The sequence below is a fragment of the Actinokineospora spheciospongiae genome (assembly GCF_003182415.1).
Lineage (GTDB): Bacteria > Actinomycetota > Actinomycetes > Mycobacteriales > Pseudonocardiaceae > Actinokineospora > Actinokineospora spheciospongiae.
Map to the genome: position 1 here is coordinate 179,919 of NZ_QHCP01000011.1, position 20,497 is coordinate 200,415.

Consider the following 20,497-nt stretch of genomic DNA (forward strand, 5'->3'; position numbering starts at 1 on the left):
GGGTACCCCCCGATTTTGGGCCTCCCGGGGGCCTGTGCTAACTTTTTCCCTGTCAGCGGGAGAGACACCCTCCCGGCGAGCGCCGCTAGCTCAACTGGCAGAGCAGCTGGCTCTTAACCAGCGGGTTCGGGGTTCGAGTCCCTGGCGGCGCACCACAAGACAGCGGAAGACCCGTCCACACCGGACGGATCTTCCGCTTTCACCGTCCTTTCGCGAGCGGGTTCAGCAGGCCGCCTTGGCGCGCAGCACGCGGCCCAGCGCCTCGGTCACCCGCGCGGGGTCGAGTTCCCCGGTGCCCAGCGCCGCCGTGAGCCGGTCGAGCACCTGGGGCAGGCGGGCGCCGGAGGACCAGAACGGGACGTCGGCCCCGGCCCGGAGCGCGGCGAGGACCGCCTCGGGCAGGTCGTGGCGGTCGGAGACGGCGCGCATGGAGCCCAGGTCGTCGGTCACCGTGAGGCCGGTGAACCCCAGTTCCCCGCGCAGCAACCGGTAGGCGGCGGGTGAGAGCGAGGCGGGGACGCCGTCGGTGAGGCCGGGGACGGTCAGGTGGCCGAGCATCACCGCGACCCGTCCTTCCCGGGGCAGGTCGCGGTAGGGGGCGAGGTCGACGGCGCGCAACTGCTCCAGCGGCGGCGTGGTGACGGCGGTGACGTGGGAGTCGCCGGTGGCGCGGCCGTGCCCGGGGAAGTGCTTGAGCACCGGCAGCAGGCCCGCGTCCCGCAGCCCGGCGGCGAAGGCACCGGCGTACCGGGTGGCGACGGCGGGGTCCGGGCTGAACGACCGGTCCCCGATCACCGCCGCGTCCGGCTGGTCGCCCACGTCGACCACCGGGGCGAAATCCAGCGTCACACCGCGCGCCCGCAGCCGGTCCCCCCGGGTGCGGGCGAGGTCGCGCACCTGCCGCTCGGAGAGGGTCGCGGCCATCGTCCGCGCGCTGGGCAGGTCCCCGTCGAGCGCGTCGACCCGCTGGACCCGCCCGCCCTCGTCGTCGACGGCCACGGTCAGCGGGAGCGCGGACGCGTCCCGCACCGGGGCCAGTCCCCCGTCCACCAGCAACGCGGTGGCCTTCCCGCCGAGGAAGATCCCCCCGACCTGCTCCTGCCCGACGGCCGCCAACGCGGCGGCCGGGCCCTTCGGGTCGACGCCGACGATCAGCAACTGGGCGAGCTGCCGCCGGGGAGGCAGGCTCGCGATCACCCCCGCGCACGGGTCGGTGGGGACCGCACCGCTCGCGGGCGACGGCCCGCCCCGGTCGCTCCGCGCCACCGGTGTGCCGGAGATCACCTGGTCGGGGACCAGCAGGGACGCGCCCAGCATGCCGCCGACGCCGATGGCGGCCAGCAACCCGCGCGCCCGACGCCGCCCGCGCACCACTCGGCGCGCCCGCGCGCGGCACGTCGACCCGCGCGCACCCTGCACCGGCAAGCCCGTCCCCTCCCGCTCGGAGGTGGGGTGCCCAACCGAGCAGCCCCCGAATCAATCCTCCTCGCCCGCACCGACACTTCCCGCCGACGAACGGGCATCCCTGTGGACAACCACCACGCGGGCGAACCGGGGCAAATCGGGTGGCGGTGGGATGGCCGTGCGGACGGCGCGCGCGGTGGGTGCGAGGATCGAGAACCCCAGGCGAGGAGTGCGGATGAACGAGGGCGAGGAGTCGGAGCTGGAGGTTCCGGCCGAGGTGCACACGGTGTGCCAGTACTGCGGTGGCGGCGGCATGATCGCCGACCCGAAGCTGGCAATCATCGGGGGCACCCCCCGGACCGTCGACAACGGGCGGCCGTGCGCGCACTGCGAGACGGTGGGGCACTTCGCGGGCATCGTGCCGCCGGTCTGACCCGCCGCGGGCCCGATCTCCACCAGGGCTTCACCCGCAGGGCGCGCGGTCCACACCGCGCGGGGACCGTCGGGGGCATGCCGTTCACGCTCGCGCACCCCGCCGCTGTGCTGCCGCAGGCCAGGACGCCGCTGGTGGCCTCGGGGCTGGTGGTGGGGTCCCTGTCGCCGGACCTGACGTACTTCGTGGCGCTGCGACCGCTCGGCGGGGACTTCACGCACAGCCCGCTCGGGTCGGTGGTCGTCGACCTGCGCCGGCGCAGGCGCTGCTCGCGCTGGTCCACGGGTTCGCCGCCCCCGCGCTGGTGTCGCAGGCGCCGCGGTGGGTCCGGGAGCGGGTCGTCGCGGTCGCCCGGCCGCCGCGGCCGGGCCCGCTGCCGGTGGTGTCGGTCCTCGTCGGCGAGGCGCCGCACCTGGTGTGGGACGCGTTCACCCACCACGACGGGTTCGCCGTGACGCGGTTGCCGTGGCCTGCCGGTTCGCTGTGGACGGACATGCCGGTCCACCAGTTCCTGCAACCGGGCAGCAGCGTCGTCGGGCCGGCCGTCGTGCCCTGGTGGTGCGCCCACTACCCGCGCGGCGCCGAGCCCACGCCGGCGCCCGCCCGCTTCGCGCCTGCCCGCCGCCCGTGGCTGCCGGTGACCGGGGCTTTCCTCGGGCTGCTCGCCCACGGCGTGGTCCGCCGCCGCAGGCTCACTTCGCCACGATGACCCAGATGCCGACGCCGACCAGGGCCACGCACAACGCGAAGCTCACCACCGCCAGGCCCAGCCCCATCGCGCTGGCGCCACCCGCCTGCCGGGCGTCGGCGTGGTCGGACCAGCCGCGCACCCCCAGCGCGAACAGCACCACGGCACCGATCCCGGTGCTCAGCGCGGCGACGACAACCTCGCCGAGAGATCCCCAGTTCACCGGTGGCCCCCCGCGACGGGGGCGGCGGATTCGGTGACCGGTTCCACCGGGATGTCGTTGACGTTGTGCGCGCTGACCGCGTTGCGGCGCGACAGCAGGAAGACCGCGCCGCCGAACACCGCCCCCAGCACGGCGACCGCGATCGTGCCGACCGTCCCGGACTCCGCGACCGCGCCCGCGAGCGCGCCCGCGACCCCGGCGGCGGGCAGGGTGATCAGCCAGGCCAGCACCATCCGCCCGGCCGTGCCCCACCGCACCACCGCCTGCGGGGTGCCCAGCCCGGCGCCGAGGATGCCGCCGGAGCAGACGTGCGTGGTCGACAGCGCGATCCCCAGGTGCGAGGAGGTCAGGATCACCGCGGTCGCGCTGGTCTGCGCGGCGAAGCCCTGCGGGGCGCCGATGTCGGTGATGCCGCGGCCCAGGGTGCGGATGATCCGCCACCCGCCCAGGTAGGTGCCCGCGGCGATGGCGAGCCCGGCGCTGACGATCACCCAGGTGGGCGGCCCGGAGCCGGTCGGCAGGCTGCCCGCGCTGATCAGCGTCAGCGTGATGATCCCCATGGTCTTCTGCGCGTCGTTCGTGCCGTGCGCCAGCGACAGCAGGGAGGCCGAGGCGATCTGCCCGATCCGGAACCCCCTGGGCGTGCGGCTCGCGGTGGCCCGGCGGGTGATCCGGAAGGCCAGGTAGGTGGCGATGCCGCCCGCGACCCCGGCGACCACCGGCGCCGCCACGGCGGGCACCAGCACCTTCTCCACCAGCTTGGCGAAGTGCACCGCGTCGCTGCCCGCCGCCACCCACGTCGCCCCGACCAACCCGCCGAACAGGGCGTGCGAAGAACTCGACGGCAGGCCGACGTACCAGGTCAGCAGGTTCCACACGATGGCGCCGATCAGGCCGCCGAACACCACCTCGGGGGTGATCGCGGCGTCGTCGACCAACCCCCCGGAGATCGTCTTGGCCACCTCGACCGACAGGAACGCCCCCACCAGGTTGAGGACCGCGGACAGCGCCACCGCCACCTTCGGCCGCAGCGCCCCGGTGGCGATGGACGTGGCCATGGCGTTCGCGGTGTCGTGGAAGCCGTTGGTGAAGTCGAAGACGAGGGCCGTGACGACGACGAGCGGGACCAGCACGGTCAGGTCCACCGAGAGACTCCCTCCCCGAAGGGTGCTCCGTTCGGAAACCGGAAAAGCAGGTGACGCCTACGTTAACGTCCGATGACCGCGACCCGCCCGCGCGGCGGTGTGCCGGGCCGGTCAGGGGGCGACGCGGATCTGGTTGCGGCCGGTGCTCTTCGCCTCGTAGACCGCCGCGTCGGCCTGGCGGAGCAGCGCTTCCAGGGTGGCGGTGGGGGCGGGGGCCGCCGCCACGCCGATCGAGGTCGTGCGGGCGGTGATGGTGACCGGGTTGCCGCGCTTGTCCTTGGCCGGGACGTGCATGGCGGCCACCCCCCGGCGGACGCGTTCGGCCACGTGGACGGCCTGGGCGGCGTCGGTGTCGGGCAGGAGCAGGACGAACTCCTCGCCGCCGAAGCGGCCGACGACGTCGCCCTGGCGGGTGGTCTCGTGCAGGACCGCGCCGACCGCGCGCAGGACCGCGTCGCCCGCCGGGTGGCCCCACGTGTCGTTCACCTGCTTGAAGTGGTCCAGGTCGAGGACCGCCACCGCCACGGGGGTGCCCCGGCGGCGGGCCCGGACGAGTTCGCGGTCGACCTGCTCGTGCCAGCCCCGCGAGTTCAGCAGGTCCGTCTTGTCGTCGGTGCGGGAGTCGCCGCGCAGGTTCTCCAGTTGCAACGCCCCCCAGTCGAGGGCGCAGAGGAGGGGGACGACCAGCAGGGGCGCCACCCAGGCGTGCGCCACCGCCAGGGCGACGAGGACGCCCAGGTTGACCGCGAGGGCGGCCATGGCGTTGTCGCGGCGGGTGCCGGTGACCCGGGCGCGGGTGGGGTGGGGGGTGGACAGGGCGATCACGCCCGCGATGGCGGCCGCGTTGAGTGCGAAGTAGACCGCCGCCGCGGTCAGCAGGACCAGGAACCCGCCCGGGGAGAAGCGGTGCAGCACGTCCAGGCCGGACACCCGGACCACAGACAGCGCCGCCAGCGCGGGCAGCAGGGTGCCCGCGCTGCCGAAGGTGAACCGGTGGAGGGGGCGGCGGGCGACCGGGTAGAGCTGCAGGCGCAGCAGCAGCATCGACAGCACCGCCATCCACGCGGGCAGCAGGACCGCGGCGGGCAGAATCCACACGACCGAGGTGTCGACGTGCGGGCCGCCGCGGTTGTCCCGGCGGGCCTCCTCGGTGCGCCGGGACAGCCACAGGTGCGCCGCCCCGGCGAGCACCAGCGCGCCGAAGCGGCGCCAGTCCGCCGCGGCCGCCGACCGGTCGGCGAGCAGCGCCGCCACCAGCGCCGCCGCGGTGAGGAGTTCGAACAGCAGGATGTAGGCGATCGCGGGTCGCGGCAGCGACCACAACCCGGTCGGCGGTTCGACGCCGGTCACCCCGGTGCCCGGAGCCGCGGTCCGGCTCCCCGGCGCCGCCGGGGCGTGGTCGTCGACCCCCTCGGGCGCCGGGCCCGGTGGGTGACCCGTGGGAGGTGGGGCCGATGCGCAGCCGTGACCGGTGATCGGACCCCGCGGCCCGCGTGCGTGCCGGACCAACGCCGCCGCCCCCCTTCTCCCCTCGGAACGGTGTCCTCAGGGGAAGGATACGTCGCGACCGGCAAGATATTTACTCTTCAACAACTCGATCAGGCGGGCGTGAGCCACTTGCGCAGCCTGGGCGGCAGCCGCTGCTCCAGCCCGTAGGGCTCCAGGTGGCCGCCGAGCACCTCGGTGAACGCCCGGTCGACGCTGTCGAGGTCCCACTCGTCGCGGCGCAGGATCGGGGCCTTGAAGTGCGGCCTGCCCACCACGTGCAGCTCCGTGCCGGTGCAGCGCACCACCTGCCCGGTGATGCCCGCGGAGCGGTCGTCGAGCAGGAAGTGGACCAGCGGCGCGACCAGGTCCGGTGTGCTGTCCGGACCGGTCACCCGCGAGGCGCGCTCGGAGGTCCACACCATCCTGGTGTAGGCGAGCGGGCAGACCGCGTTGACCCGGATGCCGCACTCCTCCAGGTCGAGCGCCCACGAGTAGGTCAGCGAGGAGACCGCGCCCTTGCTCGCCGCGTACGCCCCCAGGGTCCGCTGGCCCAGCGAGGCGCCGGAGGAGATGTTGACGATCGCCCCGCCGCGGCTCGCGGCGCGCATCCGGCGGATGGCGGCCATGCCGGTGTAGAGCACGCCGAGGACGTTGACCTCGACCAGGGCGCGGACCCGCGCCGGGTCGTCGTCCCAGGGCAGGGCCTCGTGGTTGAGGCCCGCGTTGTTGACCAGCCCGTCGACCGCGCCGAACTCGCGGGCGCACAGGTCCACGATCGCCTCGGCCTGCTCCGGGTCGGCGACCGAGTGGCCGCTGGCCACCACCGCCCCGCCGTCCGCGCGGATGTCGGCGGCCACCCGCCGGGCCGCCTCGTGGTCGACGTCGTTGACCACGACCGCGGCGCCCGCCCCGGCCAGGTGCGCGGCGAACGCCGCCCCCAGTCCCCGGCCCGCCCCGGTCACCACGACCGCCTTGCCGTCGAGAGTGCTGCCGCCGAGAATGCCGCCGTCCAGAGTGCTCATCGTCGTGCTCCCCTTCGCAGGCCCCGAATCCGCGCCGGGGGCTCCCGGCGGCCGCGGCGGTCGAGCGACCGCCACCTGCGGGGTCAGTCTCGGTGAGCGCGACCGCGGGAGCAGCCCGGTCGCGCCGAGCGGCGCGGCCGGTGCGCCGAACGCGGGGTCGGCCGTTCGGCCCAGCGGAACCACGAACTGGTCGCCCGCTCTGCGCCGAGCGGTGCCCGCCCGCACCCGGTCCGGGGGCGGGCGGAGCCGGTCAGTCGGCGGCGAACGCGGCCAGCAGCGCCCGGACGTGGTCGGCCTCGGGGACCGCGAGGCCCTCGAACACCGGCAGCGCCGCCCGCCAGTCGACCACCGCGCCCCGGCGGTCGCCGCCGTGCTGGCGGATCAGCGCGCGCACGTGCCTGGCCCGCGCCTCGGCCAGCCGCTGCCCGGAGCGCGCCGCCACCGACAGGCCGCGCTCGACGTGGTCGCCCGCGGAGTCCGGCTCGCCCGCGTCGAGGTGGGCGTGCGCCAGCTCGGTGAGGGCACGGGCCTCCAGCAGCCGCATCCCGGTGTCGCGCATCAGGGCCAGGGCGCCGAAGCCGTGGTGGATGGCGGCGCGGGGGTCGCCGGTGCGGCGGGCCAGCGCGCACAGGCCGGTGAGCACCGAGGCCTCGCCGTAGCCGAAGCGGATCTCCCGGGCCAGGTCCAGCGCCCTGGCGTAGTGGTCCGCCGCGGCCGACCACTCGCCGGTGCGCTGGGCGATGGTGCCCAGGATGTCCAGGCAGCTCACCTCGTGCCGCCGCTCCCCCAGTTGCCGGTTGGCCTCCATCGCGTGCCGGACCTGGGCCGCGGCCGCGGCGTGGTCGCCCGCGTCGCAGCCGGTCTCGGCCAGGCAGACCAGCATGCTGACCTCGCCGTGGCGGTAGCCGTAGCGCCTGCACACCGACAGCGCGTGCCGGTAGCGCTCGGTGGCCCTGGGCAGGTCGCCCATCGCCCAGTGCGCCAGGCCCAGCCCCTGGCAGGCGGCGGCCTGCACGTGCCGGTGCCCGACCCGGGTGCTCAGCTCCAGCGCCTCGGTGTGCCGGGCCAGGGCCTCCTCCGGCCTGCCCAGCGACAGCGCGGCGACCCCCAGGTAGTGCAGGGCGCCCGCCTCGCCGAACCGGTTGCCGATGGCCCGGTTGAGCTCCAGCGACCGCTCGTAGAACGCCGAGGCCTGCGCGGGCTGCCCGAGCTGGGAGTGCGCGCGGCCCAGGTTGTGCAGGGCGCCCGCCTCGACCACCCGGTTGCCGGTGCCCTGGCTCAACTCCAGCGCCCACCCGTGGTGCTCGATGGCGGCGGCGTAGTCGCTGAGGTTGCAGTGGACCAGCCCGAGCAGGTCGTGCACGGAGGCCTCGGCGTCGACGTCGGCGCAGGAGCGGGCGGCGGCCAGGGCGGCGCGGCCCACGGCGAGCCCGTCGGCGCCGTGGCCGCGGTTGAAGAAGAACGCCCGCAGCGCCTCGGCGAAGCGCCACGCGTACCGGGGCAGGCCCAGGCCGGTGGCCTCGGTGGCGGCGGCGACCAGGTTGCCCAGTTCGGCGTCGAGCCAGGCCAGGGCGGTGTCCTCGGCGCCCGCGGGGCGGGGCAGCCCGACCCGCCACAGCACGGCGCTGTGGGTCTCGACCTCGCGCAGGTAGTGGTCGAACAGCGCCACGAGGGCGGCGGTGTGCTCCCCTGCGCCCGCACCGCCTTCAGTGCTGCCTGCCGCGTCGCCTTCGGCGCGGTCCTTGGCGTAGTCGCGCAGCAGGTCGTGCAGGGCGTAGCGGCCCCGGCTCTGCTCGCGGATCAGGTTGCCGTGGTGCAGCACCCGCAGCAGCCGCGCCGCCTCGGGCACCGCCAGGCCGCCCAGGGCCGCCGCGGCGGCGGGGGTCAGGTCGGCGCCGGGCACCAGCCCGAGCAGGCGGAACAGCCTGCGCGCGCCCGGGGTGAGCTTGGCGTAGGACAGGTCGAACGCGGCGCGCACGGCGGCGGAGTCGTCGCCGGTGACCGCCAGCCCGCTGAGCCTGCCGCGGTCGCGCAGCTCGCGGGTGTAGTCGGCGATGCTCACCAGCGGCCGCACGGCCAGGTTCGCGCCCGCGATGCGCAGCGCCAGCGGCAGGTGCCCGCACACCCCGGCCATCTCGGCGGTCGCCTCGGGCTCGCGGCGCAGCCGGGCCGAGCCGACCATCCGCCCCAGTAGCTGCACCGCCTCGGCCGGGCCGAGCACGTCCAGCGGGAGCTGGTGCGCGCCGTCCTGGGCGGTGAGGCCGGTGAGCCGGTCGCGGCTGGTGACCAGGACCAGGCAGCCGGGCGAGCCGGGCAGCAGCGGGCGGACCTGCTCGGCGGTGGCGGCGTTGTCGAGCACGACCAGGACCCGCCTGCCGGTGAGCAGGGTGCGGTACAGGCCCGCCGCCTCGTCGGTGTCGACCGGGACCCGCTCCGGCGGCACGCCCAGCGCGTGCAGGAACCGGACGAGGACCTGGTGGGTGCTCAGCGGGGTGCCCTTGGCGTACCCGAGCAGGTTGACGCAGAGCTGCCCGTCGGGGAAGCGGCCGCGGGCGCGGTGCGCCCAGCGCAGCGCCAGCGCGGTCTTGCCGACCCCGGCGGTGCCGGACACCACGACCGGGACCACCCCGGTGTCGACCCGGCCGAGCAGGGCGTCGAGGTCGGCCAGCGGGGTGTCGCGGCCGACGAACCCCGGCGACTCGGCGGGGAGCTGCGCCGGGACCGGCGGCCCCGGCGGGGTCCGCGGGTCGGGCCGCGGCGGCTGGGCGCGCAGCACCCGCAGGTGCGCCTCCCGCACCTCCCGACCCGGTTCGACGCCGAGGTCCTCGTCGAGGCGGGCGCGCAGGTCGGTGAACACCCGCAGCGCCTCGGCCTGCTCGCCGGTGCCCGCCAGGCCCAGCATCAGCCGGGCGTGCAGGCCCTCGTGCAGCGGCTCGTCGGGGACCAGCGCGCGCAGGGCGCCGACCACGCCCGCGTGCTCGCCCAGCGGCAGCGCCAGGTCGGCGTAGGTGAGCGCGGTCGCCTTGCGGCACACCCCGAGCGCCACCGCGGTCGGGTGCCCGCGCAGGCGCTCGGGCAGGTCGGCCAGCACCGGGCCGCGCCAGCAGGCCAGCGCCTCGGCGTGCAGTTGCGCGGCGGTGGCGCCGTCGGCGGTGCGGGCGCGGGCGACCAACTCCTCGAAGCGCAGCAGGTCGAGCTGCTCGGGGGTGGCGCCGAGCCGGTAGCCGCCGGGGACCGAGGCGATCGAGCGGCCCCCGGGGTCCAGGGTGCGGCGCAGCCGGGAGACGTAGGTGTGGACCAGGCCGAGGCAGCTCGCGGGCGGGTCCTCGCCCCAGAGCACGTCGACGACCTCCTCGTGCGAGACCCGGTGGTTGGCGTTGAGCGCCAGCAGGGCCAGCAGGGACCGCTGCTTGACCGCGCCCGGCCGCAACTGCTGCCCGCCGTGGGCGACGCTGAACGCGCCGAGCACCCCCAGCCGCAGCGGCGGGGCCGCGTCGGCGTGGGTGTCGAGGGCGTCCGGGGCGACCCCGACGGCGGCGGCGAGCCTGCGCACCGATTCCACCCTCGGCCTGCCGACGCCGCCGCGCTCGATGTAGCGCAGGGCGCGCACGCTGAGCCCGGACCGGGCGGCCAGCTCGCCCTGGGTCAGCCCGGCGCGCAGCCGGTGCGCGCGCACCGCCGCGCCGAACGAGCCGGGGGCACCGGGGTCCATCGCGTCCTTTCCGCCTGCGCGGGGGCCTCTTGCCGCCACCGGCGGCCGAAGTTGCCGCCCGCACCGAAGGTAGCGCACCAAAAAACGTTGTCGTCCCAGGTGGAGGCCATGATCACAAACCGGCCCCGGTCGTCGCGGCAGTACAGATCCGTTGCCAAGTGCGAACACTAGCGTGTGTCGTCGGGTCCGGTCCGCGCTTTCGCGCGCGTGGGCGGACCCGTTTCGTGGCGCGGCGTTCTGGGGGTGCGCCGCGCCACGCGGGCCGTGGGGTTCCCGCCGCGGGTTGCCGCCCGCGGTCCGCGCGGGGGCGAACTCGGCAGGAGTCGGGAACCGGCCACCGGTAGCCTCCCGGAGGTGGGGGCGGCACTCGACACATGACCATCCGGCGATGAGCGGCGGCGCGCCGCCCGAGCGCGATCCGGCTGGGCGCCGGGTCCGGTCCCGGCTGGGCTGGCTGGTGCTGGTCGTGCTGGCCGCCGCCGGGTTCGCGGTGGTCGCCTCCCGCTCCCCGGCCCCGGCGGAGCACCCGCCCACCGGCGACGTGGCCCGCGCGGCGACCGCGGTGGACGCCCTGCTGCACCCCGGTTCCGGCCGCGACCCGCTGGCCGAACTGCCCGCCGACTTCACCGCCGAGGTGGGCGTGGTGCCCGACCGGCTCCCCGCCCCCGACGGCACCACCCGGTCGGTGCACGTCGACGGCGGCTGCTCGACCCCGTGGGGCGACGACGACACCCGGTGGGACTTCTCGGTCGGCTGCAAGGCCCACGACCTGGGCTACGACCTGCTGCGCTACGCCGCGGCGAAGGGGCAGCCGCTGCCCCCGGACGCGCGCCGCGACCTCGACGCGCGGCTGTCGGCGGACATGCACCGGCAGTGCGAGCTGAACCCGCGCGGCTCCGGCGGCACCTGCCGGGTGGTCGCCTCGCTGTACTCGGCGGGCCTGGTGGCCAACTCCTGGCACCAGCGCTGGGGTCCGCCGGTGAGCGAGCCGATGGGCGGGTGGGCGATGGCGGCGCTGGTGGTGGTCGTGCTGCTGGCGGTGCGGGTGCCCGCGTTCGCCCGGCGCCGGGTGCCGCGCGAGGACGCGCACCGGTTGACCGAGGCCGAGGGCGACCGGGCCGCCTACCTGGGCCTGGTGCGGCTGCTGAGCCTGGGCGGGATCGTGCTGGCGGAGTCGGTGCTGGCGTTCGGCCCGCTGCTGTCGGTGCCGGTGGCCGACCTGTGGCCGGTGACCTGGCTGCTGCAACTGGTGCCGCTGTTCTTCTTCGCGGGCGGCAACTCCAACCTGCTGGCCTGGCGCGCGGCGCGGGCGGCGGGCACCGGCTACGGCGGGTACCTGGCGCGGCGGGTGTCCTGGCTGATCCGGCCGGTGCTGGCGTTCGTCACCGCGTGGCTGGTGGTGCCGCTGTCGCTGGACCTGCTCGACGCCCCGGACGCGGTGGTGGCCGCCTTCGGCAGGCTCGTCGCGCAGCCGCTGTGGCTGCTCGGGCTGTACCTGCTGGTGGTCGGCGCGGCCCCGGTCGCGCAGTGGGCGCACGAGCGGGCGCCGCTGCTCACCCCGGCCGCCCTGGCCGCGGGCGTGGTCGGGCTCGCGGTCGCCGGGTCCGGCTCGGTCGCCGCGCACCTCGGCGGGATCGTGCTGGCGCTGTTCTTCGGGCAGCTTTCGTTCCTCTACGCCGACGGCACGCTGTGGCGGCCGCGCAGGCGGGTGCCCGCGGTGGTCGCCGCGGCCGCGCTGCTCGGGCTGGTGCTGCTGACCACGCTCTTCGGCTCCTCCCCCGGCCTGATCGCCGAACCCGCCGAGACGGCCAGCTTCGTGCCGTCGGCGCCCGCGGTGCTGCTGCTCGGGCTGGCCCAGGTGTGCCTGGTGGTGGCGCCGGGCCCGGCCGGGGTGCGGGCGGTGGCGCGCGGGGCGGCGGTGCGGGCGGTGCGCTTCGCCCGGTCGGCGCCGATGACGGTCTACCTGGTGTACCTGTGCGCGCTGCTGCTGCTGGCCGGGGTGGTCGGCGCGCTGCGCTGGACCAGGGCCGCCGGGTGGGTGCCCTCCCCGCGCACGCTGGCCGCGATCGGGCTGCTGGCGGTGCCGACGGCGCTGGCGTTCCTGCTGTTCGAGCGGCACCGGCACACCCCGGAGCCGGTGGCGGAGCACCCGCGCCCGGGCAGCCGCTGGGAGGTGGTGGCCGCGACGCTGGGCACCGCCTACGGCGCGCTGGGCATCGTCGGGTTCGCGGTGACCGGGCTGACCGGCACCGGGCACGGCGCGGTGGTGCTGGGGATGCCGATGGACCCGATGGCGGGGGTGATCCACCTGCTGCTGGGCTGGTACCTGCTGCACTCGGTGCGGGTGGGCACCGGCGCGACGCCGTGGCCGTGGCTGCTGGCGGCGGTGGCCTGCGTGCCGCCGATGGTCACCACGGTCAGCGACACCGGCGACGCTGTGCACTCGATCACCATCGGCGTGGCGCTGCTGGCGGCCGTGGCCACCGCGTGGCCGCGGCGCGGACCGGGGCGTCCGGGCAGCTCGGAGCCGGTGTCGCGGCGACCGGCACGGGTGAACGGGGGTTCCGGGGTGCCCGGCTGAGCCCGTGCCGTGGCAAGCTCCCCGGAATCGTATGTCACAGTACGGACAACCTGGGCGGCCCTGTTCGCGTCTGTTCCGAAGACGGGGCAGAACGGCCGCCGCTTTCGACACGACGTGCGCGACGGCGTGCCGCGCGCCGCCGACGGGGAGGAGCAGGGCGTGGAGTACCGGCCGCCTGGGTCAGGCAGCGCCGCGGGCCGGGAGCGGTCCGCCCAGGCACGTGCCGACCGCGGGAGAGGCGCCGAGCCCGGCGCCGCCCGGTCGGGGCGCCCGGCCGACCGCGTGCGCCAGTCCGCCGACCGCACCCGCCAGCCCGGGGACCGGGGCCGCCAGCCGGGCGAGCCCGCCGACCGCCGCCAGCCCCCGCCGGACCGCCGCGGTCGCGCCGCCGAGCCCGCCCGCGAACCCCGGGAGCGCCGCGGCGCCGCGGCGCGCGGCCGGGCGCCCGAGCGCGCAGCCCGCCCCACGGCCGCCCGCGCCAACGCCGCGGCGCCCACCGAGAAGATCGCCCCGCGCGCCCGACCCGCCGCCGCACCGGTCGCCGACCGGCGCCCCCGGTACGTCGCGGGCAAGTCCCTGGTGACGCTGCTGTCGGCGGCGATGGTGGTCACCCTCGGCTACTACTGGAAGGTCACCGACGACTTCTCCGACGACCTGACCCGGGCGAACGTGATCGACGGCGCCTCGGTGGAGAAGCCGGCCGACGGCGCGATCGACATCCTGATGGTCGGCATGGACAGCCGAACCGACCCGCAGGGCAACCCGCTGTCGAAGGAGCGGCTCGCGGAGCTGCACGCGGGCGTGGCCGACGGCGAGGTCAACACCGACACGCTGATCCTGATCCGGATTCCCAACGACGGCGGCAAGGCCACCGGCATCTCGATCCCGCGCGACTCCTACGTGGACATCCCCGGCCACGGCAAGCACAAGATCAACTCCGCCTACGGCCGGGCGAAGCTGCAGGCGTACGCGGGGTTGAAGGAGGACGGCGTCGGCGGCCGGGACCTGGAGGTGCGGTCGAACCTGGAGGGCGCCAAGAGCGTGATCGCCACGGTCAACAAGCTCACCGGCGCCACCGTCGACCACTACGCCGAGATCAACCTCTTCGGCTTCGCCGACATCACCCAGGCCATCGGTGGCGTCGAGGTCTGCCTGAACAAGGCGACCAAGGACAAGTTCTCCGGGGCGGACTTCCCCGCCGGGGTGCAGACCATCTCCGGGGTGCCCGCGCTGGCGTTCGTCCGGCAGCGGCACGGCCTGCCCAACGGCGACCTGGACCGGATCGTCCGCCAGCAGACGTTCATGGGGGCCATGGCGAAGAAGGTGTTCTCCCAGGACGTCATCGCCCCCGGCTCGGAGACCCTGCCCAAGCTGCAGGAGGCGATCTCCAAGTCGGTCGTGCTGGACGAGGACTGGAACATCATGCAGTTCGCCCAGCAGATGACCGGCATCACCGGCGGCAAGGTCGCCTTCGAGACCATCCCGCACGGCACCATCGACCTGCAGACGCCCAACGACGGCTCGGCGATCGAGATCGACCCGGACGACGTGCGCGCCTTCGTCCGGCACCTGCTCACCCCGGACGCGCCGACCAGCAGCGCGGGCCCGAGCAGCGCCCCCGCGGGCGGCACCACGGAACCGGGGTCGACCGAGGCGGAGTCCAAGCCGACCGTCAACGTCCTCAACGGCTCCGGCAGGACCGGCCTGGCCGCGGACGTGGTGAAGACGCTGACCGGCAAGGGGTTCACCGAGGGCAGCACCGGCAACGCCGCGGCCCGCGCCAAGACCGTGATCCGCTACGCCACGGGCCAGCAGGACCTCGGCACGATGGTCGCCGACGCCCTCGGCGGCGACTACACCGTCGAGCAGGACTCCGACCTGGGCAAGGGCAAGGTCTCGGTGATCCTCGGCAAGGACTACACCACCGCCGACGGGTTCGGCGGCGCGCCCGCGCTCGACCTGGGCGCCCCGGCGCGCGCCGCGCTCCAGCCCGCGGTGCCCTGCATCAACTGACCCCGCCCGGCTCACCCGTTCGGCGCAACTTCGGGTGAGTCGCGTCAGGGTGCGGTGACCTCGCCTTCTCTCCAGTGGAACCCGGCTGGAGAGGGGCGTGCGCGGCGCATGGATGGAGCGGCGTACCAGCGGGTGCTGGGGGACGAGATCCGGAAGCTGCGCAAGAGCCGGGGCTGGACCCGCAAGGAGCTCAACGCCCGGCTGCCCAGCGGCATCTCGTTGCAGACCCTGGCGACCTACGAGCTGGGCACCCGGCGGTGCTCGGTGCTGCGGTTCGTGGAGATCTGCCTGGCCCTGGGCGAACCGCCGCACCGGCTGCTGGCCCGGGTGCAGGCCCGCGTGGTCCCCGACGACCCGGCGGGCGGGGTCCGCCTCGACCTGCGCCGGGTCGCCCGGGAGCGGTCGCCGGAGCTGGCCCCGCTGCGCCGCTGGGCGGTCGAGCGGCTCGGCGGGCGCGACGGGGCGCGGCCGGTGCCGGTGCACCTGGACGTGGACGCGGTGGCGCGGATGGCGGAGCTGTGCGGGCTCCCGGCGCCGGACCTGCTCGCGCGGCTGCGCGACCTGTCGGACGCGCCGGAACCCCCGCACGGCTGAACCCCGCCGCCGGGTGGGGCTCAGCCGTGCGGGGTTCAGCGTCGGGGGCTCAGCTCGCGGTGAGCTGCGGGGTCCGGCTGCGGGTGATCAGCTCGAAGTCGGCCGCGTCGACCTTGCGGGTCTTGAGCCAGTAGCGCCAGGTGAACCCGGGCCACAGGGTGCGGTTGACGCCCTGGGCGTCGAGGTACCAGCTCTTGCAGCCGCCCTGGGTCCAGACGCCCTCGCGGAGCTTGCGCTGGATCTCGACGTTGAACTTCTCCTGCGCCGCCGGGCGGACGTCGATGGCCTCGACGTTGTGCCGCTCGGCGAGCTTCATCGCCTCGCGGATGTGGTTGAGCTGCGACTCGATCATGAACACGACCGAGTTGTGGCCCAGGCCGGTGTTCGGGCCGAGCAGGAAGAACAGGTTCGGGAAACCGGCGACGTTGATGCCGTTGTAGGTGGTGATGCCCGCCTCGGCCCACATCTTGCCCAGCTCGACACCGTCGCGGCCGGTGATGTCGAGGTGCTCCATGGAGTCGATGACCTGGAAGCCGGTGCCGTAGATGATGGCGTCGACCTCGATCTCGCGGCCGTCGTTGGTGACGATGCTCCTCGCCTTGACCTCGGCGACGCCGGAGGTGTCGAGGGAGACGTTGTCGCGGCGGAAGGCCGGGTAGTAGTCGTTGGAGATCAGGACGCGCTTGCAGCCCATGACGTAGTCCGGGGTGAGCTTGGCGACCAGCTCCGGGTCCCGCACGGACCGCTTGATGTTCCACGCGGCCAGCCTGGACGCCGCCTTGAGCATCCCCTGGTGGCCGTTGAAGCCGATCGCGCGGGCCTCGTTGAGCCAGTACAGGAAGTTGCGGTAGCCGCGGTGGGCGCCGGGGACCTTCGCCAGCGCCGTCTTGGCCCAGCCGGGCATGGCGTGGTCGGGCTTGGGCATGACCCACGGCGGAGTGCGCTGGAACAGGGTCAGCTCGGCGACCTGCTTGGCGATGCGCGGCATGAACTGCACCGCGCTGGCACCGGTGCCGATCACGGCGACCTTCTTGCCGGTGAGGTCGTAGTCGTGGTCCCAGCGCGCGGAGTGGAAGGCGGTGCCCTCGAAGTTCTCGATGCCGTTGAGGTGCGGGACCTGCGGCAGGTGCAGCGCACCAATGCCCGCGACGACGTACTGCGCGACGTAGGTGTCACCGCCGGTGGTGGCGATGTACCAGCGGTTCTCCTCCTCGTCCCAGCGCCCGCCCGCGACCTCGACGCCGAAGGTGGTGTTGCGGGCGAGGTCCCACTTGGCGGCCACGTCGCGCATGTACTGGTAGATCTCCGCCTGCGGGGCGAACGCGCGCGACCAGTCGGCCTTGGGCTCGAAGGAGAACGAGTACATGTGCGACTGGATGTCGCAGGCGCAGCCCGGGTAGCTGTTGTCGCGCCAGGTGCCGCCGAAGTCGTCGGCCTTCTCCAGCACGACGAAGTCCTCGCGGCCCTCCTTGCGGAGCTGGATGGCCATGCCCATGCCGGAGAACCCGGTGCCGACGATCACCACACCGGTGTGGATGAGTTTGCCCATGGGCCGCGCCTCCGTGACTAGTATGTACCTGTTACCCGGAGTCAAGCTTACTCTGAGTAGGTTACTTGCGGTAGAGTCAATCCCGTGACAATGACCGGTGGCAAGGTTGAGCGCAAGCGACGAATGCCCCGCGCCGAGCGCGAGCGGCAGATGATGGCCGTCGCCGAGGAGATCTTCGCCGACCGGGGCTACCTGGCCGCCTCCATGGACGACATCGCCGAGCTGTGCGGGGTCTCCAAGCCGATGATCTACGAGTACTTCGGCTCCAAGGAGGGCCTGCTCGTCGCCTGCATCCGCCAGGCCCGCACCGAGCTGGCCAAGGCCACCACCGAGTCGGTCGTGGGGTCCACCAGCGCGGAGGAGGCCCTGCGCCGCGGCCTGGTCGCCTTCTTCGAGTTCACCGACACCCACCGCCGCGCCTGGTCGCTCATGCTGCGCAGCGAGGCCGCCGTGGCCGGACCGGCCGCCGCCGCGGAGATCGAGGCGGGCCGCCAGGAGCAGGTGGAGATCGACCTCGCCCTGTTCAAGGCCTTCCTGCCCGACGCCCCCCACCAGGACCTGGAGGCGGCCGCCCAGATCGTCGTCGGCGCCTGCGAGCGCCTGTCGCTGTGGTACGTCAACCAGGACGAGGTCACCGCCGAGCAGGCCGCCGACCACCTGATGCGGGCACTGTGGACCGGGCTGTCCAGCATGGTCGAGAACTGAATTCCGGCACCGCGCCGACACCGGGCCTACGCTGGTCGGTGAGCAGAACAGGAGGGCCAAGGATGTTCGAGCCGATCCTGGCGAACTACACCCGCGACGGCGACGACTGGAAGGTCGAGGTCACGGGCGGGGACGAGGTCCTCACCGCGACCGCCCCCGGCCTCATCGCGGCCCGCGACCAGGCCGACCAACTCGCCGAGCGCATCGCCCCCGGCGACCAACCCCGCACCGTCGTCCACACCCTGGACGGCGACGCCCTGGGCTTCACCACGGCCTACCTGACCGCCCGCCTGGCCACCCCACCCCCAGGCCCACCCCCCGCCACCGACGAGGCGACAACCGCCTGAGCCGACACCACCGGCACCAGTCCCGAGCAGGCAGGCCACCAGAACACCCCGAACCCCACAGGCGGGCGGGCAACCACACCGAACCCACCGAGCGCAGCAGGCGACCATCCCCCGCCAACCGCCGGTCTGGCGGCTGGCCACCCGCAACCTCACCGGCGCAGCGAAAGCCAGCCACCCAACAAACCGCCGGCCCGGCGCCGGAATGCCCGGGTGGGTGGATGTGCTTGGGTGGGGGAAGCGATCATGTGCAAGCCTGCCTGGGCAGTGGGGCACTCTTTTCGCCCCACTCGGTCACACCAGGCACATGATCGCTGTAGGGGCCCCGCCCAAGCAGATCCACCCACCCGGGCACGCCCCAAAAAGTCCCGGGCTTTGAAACCACGGCACGGCTGAGCAGATCAGCCCACCCCCAGCACCCGCAACAAACCCCGGTGCTGGAAACACAGCCAAGCGGAGCCACAGAGGCACCGCCAAGGGGACCAAGACACCGCCGAGAGAAACCCCGGCAGGCAGAGCGAGTCGTCCTCAGCCGCCGAAGCGGCTGAGGACCTCCCACTAGCTGAAGATCCTGCGCACCACGAGCAGGCCCACCAGCACACCCACGCCGATGAGGGCGTACTTGACCTTCGGTTCGTCGAGCTTCGAGCGGGCCTCGGCCTTGGCGTTGTCCACCAGCCGCTTCGGGCTCGCCTTGGTGCCCAGTTGGTCCAGGGTCGCGGCGAGCGCGTCACGCGCCTGTTCGATCTCGCGCTGGATGGTGTCGGGGTCGCGGGCCACGTGTCCTCCTAGGAAACCGCCGTCGGCGGGCACCACGGTAGATCACCCACCGGCCGCCCCGCGCGCCGGCCACGCCGTTACCCTGGGGCGTGGCCGTCGACACAGGCGGCCCCGGGACCGTAGCCCAATTGGCAGAGGCACACGGTTTAGGTCCGTGCCAGTGAGAGTTCGAGTCTCTCCGGTCCCACCCTTCCGCACCGACCCGCGTCAGCCTCAGTGCCGTGGCCACGGCACTGGATTCAGACACAGGTCCGACCTGGCCCGATCCCACTGCGGTCGCCCACCGCAGCGGGCACGCACGAGATCGACCGGTGACCACTGGACCGGAGACTAGTTTTAAACTAGTTTGCAACTATGCCTTCTACTGCGTCCGAGATCAACTTCAGCGACTTGTCCAACAAACCGGCCGACTCGGTGCGCAAGCTGCAGGAGGCGCCGAACCAGACACTCCTCGTACACCGGCGGGGCGGTGAAGAGGATCTGGTGCTCACGACGGCCAGCCGGGCGAACGAAGTGCGAGAGGTCGTGGCGACCACCACCACCCTCTTCATCGCCCTGATGCAGCAGCACGCGGAGGTCCGCGGGCTCGTCACGGACGTCATGCCGAAGGCCTTCCCGTGGGTGCGATTCCTGCCTCGTGAGGACATGCAGGCCTTCGTCGTCGAATTGGTCCACACCCTCGAGGCCGCGAACTCGCTCGGCACGCCTGCGCCGGTCACCCGACTGATCGCCGAGTGGCAGCACACCGCTGAGGTCCACGCCGATCCGCGACTGCTGAAGATCCTGCGCCAGGAGGGCGAGGACCTGGGTGACGTTCCCGCACCCGGGGCAGCCTCCGCGTGAGCCCGAAGAGGAACGACCCGGTCGCACCGCCGACCGTCGGCGGTGAATGGCGCGTGAGGTACAGCAAGAGCGATGCCGTCGACGGGTGGGGCGAACTGGAGAACCGTGCGGCCAACAACCTGCGTGACGCATGGGAGACCATGCGTCACGACCCCGGCCCGGGGCCGGGCAAGCCGACCGACAGACATCACCAGTTGAAAGGCAACCTGGCCGACGGCACCCACGGCGGACGACTCCTACCACGCTGGCAGATCGAGGTCACCGGCGGAGATCGCGTCTGGTACCTGCTCGACGTCGAGAAGCACACGGTGTGGGTCGAGTACGCGGGCCCGCATCCGAAAGTGACCGACTAGCAGGACTCCGGGCAGCGGCGACGACGATCGCCGGAGCCCGCGAGAACTGGTCGGCCTCGCGCAGATGCCGGGTCGAACGCCCGCGGACGGCAAACAGGTCGTCCGTCCCTCGAAGTAGGCTGGGGGCATGGCGAAGAAGCCGCAGCCGGGGACGATCGCGTCGAACCGGAAGGCGCGGCACGACTACCTGGTGCTCGACACGGTCGAGGCCGGGGTGGTGCTGGTCGGGACCGAGGTGAAGAGCCTGCGGTTGGGGCGGGCCTCGCTCGTCGACTCCTTCGCCACGATCGACGACGGTGAGGTGTGGTTGCGCGGACTGCACATCGCCGAGTACGCGTTCGGGACGTGGACCAACCACACGCCGCGGCGGGTGCGCAAGCTGCTGCTGCACCGGCGGGAGATCGACAAGCTGGCGCTGCGGGTGCACGAGGGCGGGTTGTCCCTGGTGCCGCTGTCGATGTACTTCGCCGACGGGCGGGTGAAGGTGGAGTTGGCGCTGGTGAAGGGCAAGAAGTCCTGGGACAAGCGGGCGAGCCTGGCCACCCGGGACGCCGAGCGGGAGATCGCGCGGGCGTTCTCGAACCACATCAGGGGGCGCGGGCGCTGAGCGCTGTGGGACG

18 protein-coding genes, 2 tRNA genes and 1 pseudogene are annotated in these 20,497 nt (G+C 74.1%); 13 read left to right on the plus strand and 8 right to left on the minus strand.

Features of this window, described 5'->3' with window-relative positions; all coding sequences use genetic code 11:
* Positions 1-79 precede the first annotated feature (79 nt).
* Positions 80-155, plus strand: a tRNA-Lys gene (locus tag DFQ13_RS25850).
* 67 nt (positions 156-222) lie between these two features.
* On the opposite strand, the gene DFQ13_RS25855 is transcribed toward DFQ13_RS25850, so the two are convergent.
* The gene (locus DFQ13_RS25855) at positions 223-1,317 is read right to left on the minus strand and encodes a glycoside hydrolase family 3 N-terminal domain-containing protein (protein ID WP_110081722.1); all 1,095 of its coding nucleotides are present in this window, start codon (positions 1,315-1,317) and stop codon (positions 223-225) included.
* A 322-nt stretch (positions 1,318-1,639) separates the two neighbouring features.
* On the opposite strand from DFQ13_RS25855, the gene DFQ13_RS25860 reads away from it, so the two are divergent.
* From DFQ13_RS25860 to DFQ13_RS35290, 3 genes and pseudogenes are all read left to right on the plus strand, one after another.
* A complete protein-coding gene (locus DFQ13_RS25860) occupies positions 1,640-1,837 on the plus strand; it encodes a hypothetical protein (RefSeq protein ID WP_035278943.1) in 198 nt (65 codons plus the stop codon).
* 77 nt (positions 1,838-1,914) lie between these two features.
* Positions 1,915-2,076, plus strand: a pseudogene (locus DFQ13_RS36020) (DUF4184 family protein); the annotation flags it as partial.
* A 26-nt stretch (positions 2,077-2,102) separates the two neighbouring features.
* Positions 2,103-2,546: a DUF4184 family protein gene (locus DFQ13_RS35290; RefSeq protein ID WP_084175299.1), complete on the plus strand. Its 444-nt coding sequence runs from the start codon at positions 2,103-2,105 to the stop codon at positions 2,544-2,546.
* Here DFQ13_RS35290 and DFQ13_RS25875 read toward each other — a convergent pair.
* From DFQ13_RS25875 to DFQ13_RS25895, 5 genes are all read right to left on the minus strand, one after another.
* A complete protein-coding gene (locus DFQ13_RS25875; protein ID WP_035278945.1) occupies positions 2,530-2,748 on the minus strand; it encodes a hypothetical protein in 219 nt (72 codons plus the stop codon). The genes DFQ13_RS35290 and DFQ13_RS25875 overlap by 17 nt on opposite strands.
* Positions 2,745-3,893: an inorganic phosphate transporter gene (locus DFQ13_RS25880; RefSeq protein WP_035278948.1), complete on the minus strand. Its 1,149-nt coding sequence runs from the start codon at positions 3,891-3,893 to the stop codon at positions 2,745-2,747. Before DFQ13_RS25880 ends, DFQ13_RS25875 begins: the two co-directional genes overlap by 4 nt.
* Positions 3,894-4,004: 111 nt before the next feature.
* Positions 4,005-5,243 carry a GGDEF domain-containing protein gene (locus DFQ13_RS25885; RefSeq protein ID WP_084175300.1) on the minus strand — a complete coding sequence of 413 codons (1,239 nt, stop codon included), beginning with the start codon at positions 5,241-5,243 and terminating at the stop codon, positions 4,005-4,007.
* Between the two features lie 248 nt (positions 5,244-5,491).
* The gene (locus tag DFQ13_RS25890) at positions 5,492-6,403 is read right to left on the minus strand and encodes an SDR family NAD(P)-dependent oxidoreductase (protein WP_110081673.1); all 912 of its coding nucleotides are present in this window, start codon (positions 6,401-6,403) and stop codon (positions 5,492-5,494) included.
* Positions 6,404-6,653: 250 nt separating this feature from the next.
* Complete coding sequence (locus tag DFQ13_RS25895; RefSeq protein WP_110081674.1) at positions 6,654-10,115, minus strand: tetratricopeptide repeat protein; 3,462 nt, start codon at positions 10,113-10,115, stop codon at positions 6,654-6,656.
* Between the two features lie 388 nt (positions 10,116-10,503).
* Between DFQ13_RS25895 and DFQ13_RS35690 the strand changes: the two genes are divergently transcribed.
* The 3 genes from DFQ13_RS35690 (at position 10,504) to DFQ13_RS25910 (ending at position 15,303) form a co-directional block, all read left to right on the plus strand.
* Entirely contained in the window at positions 10,504-12,696 is a 2,193-nt protein-coding gene (locus DFQ13_RS35690) for a phospholipase A2 (RefSeq protein ID WP_110081675.1), read from the plus strand.
* Positions 12,697-12,810: 114 nt separating this feature from the next.
* Positions 12,811-14,709 (plus strand): LCP family protein, encoded by a 1,899-nt coding sequence (locus tag DFQ13_RS25905; protein ID WP_110081676.1) that lies wholly within the window; start codon positions 12,811-12,813, stop codon positions 14,707-14,709.
* Positions 14,710-14,817: 108 nt separating this feature from the next.
* Complete coding sequence (locus tag DFQ13_RS25910; protein WP_035278950.1) at positions 14,818-15,303, plus strand: helix-turn-helix domain-containing protein; 486 nt, start codon at positions 14,818-14,820, stop codon at positions 15,301-15,303.
* Between the two features lie 49 nt (positions 15,304-15,352).
* On the opposite strand, the gene DFQ13_RS25915 is transcribed toward DFQ13_RS25910, so the two are convergent.
* Complete coding sequence (locus DFQ13_RS25915) at positions 15,353-16,852, minus strand: flavin-containing monooxygenase (protein ID WP_035278952.1); 1,500 nt, start codon at positions 16,850-16,852, stop codon at positions 15,353-15,355.
* Positions 16,853-16,942: 90 nt separating this feature from the next.
* Between DFQ13_RS25915 and DFQ13_RS25920 the strand changes: the two genes are divergently transcribed.
* Together DFQ13_RS25920 and DFQ13_RS25925 are read left to right on the plus strand one after the other, a co-directional pair.
* The gene (locus DFQ13_RS25920) at positions 16,943-17,557 is read left to right on the plus strand and encodes a TetR/AcrR family transcriptional regulator (protein WP_035278953.1); all 615 of its coding nucleotides are present in this window, start codon (positions 16,943-16,945) and stop codon (positions 17,555-17,557) included.
* 62 nt (positions 17,558-17,619) lie between these two features.
* Complete coding sequence (locus DFQ13_RS25925) at positions 17,620-17,904, plus strand: hypothetical protein (protein ID WP_052020689.1); 285 nt, start codon at positions 17,620-17,622, stop codon at positions 17,902-17,904.
* A gap of 555 nt (positions 17,905-18,459) precedes the next feature.
* Here DFQ13_RS25925 and DFQ13_RS25930 read toward each other — a convergent pair.
* Complete coding sequence (locus tag DFQ13_RS25930; RefSeq protein ID WP_035289431.1) at positions 18,460-18,681, minus strand: DUF3618 domain-containing protein; 222 nt, start codon at positions 18,679-18,681, stop codon at positions 18,460-18,462.
* 113 nt (positions 18,682-18,794) lie between these two features.
* On the opposite strand from DFQ13_RS25930, the gene DFQ13_RS25935 reads away from it, so the two are divergent.
* The 4 genes from DFQ13_RS25935 (at position 18,795) to smpB (ending at position 20,484) form a co-directional block, all read left to right on the plus strand.
* Positions 18,795-18,868 (plus strand) — tRNA-Leu (locus tag DFQ13_RS25935).
* A gap of 167 nt (positions 18,869-19,035) precedes the next feature.
* A complete protein-coding gene (locus DFQ13_RS25940) occupies positions 19,036-19,524 on the plus strand; it encodes a hypothetical protein (protein ID WP_035289434.1) in 489 nt (162 codons plus the stop codon).
* A complete protein-coding gene (locus DFQ13_RS25945; RefSeq protein ID WP_035289437.1) occupies positions 19,521-19,877 on the plus strand; it encodes a hypothetical protein in 357 nt (118 codons plus the stop codon). Before DFQ13_RS25940 ends, DFQ13_RS25945 begins: the two co-directional genes overlap by 4 nt.
* 127 nt (positions 19,878-20,004) lie before the next feature.
* A complete protein-coding gene (gene smpB, locus DFQ13_RS25950) occupies positions 20,005-20,484 on the plus strand; it encodes an SsrA-binding protein SmpB (protein WP_035289440.1) in 480 nt (159 codons plus the stop codon).
* The last annotated feature ends 13 nt before the right edge of the window (positions 20,485-20,497 follow it).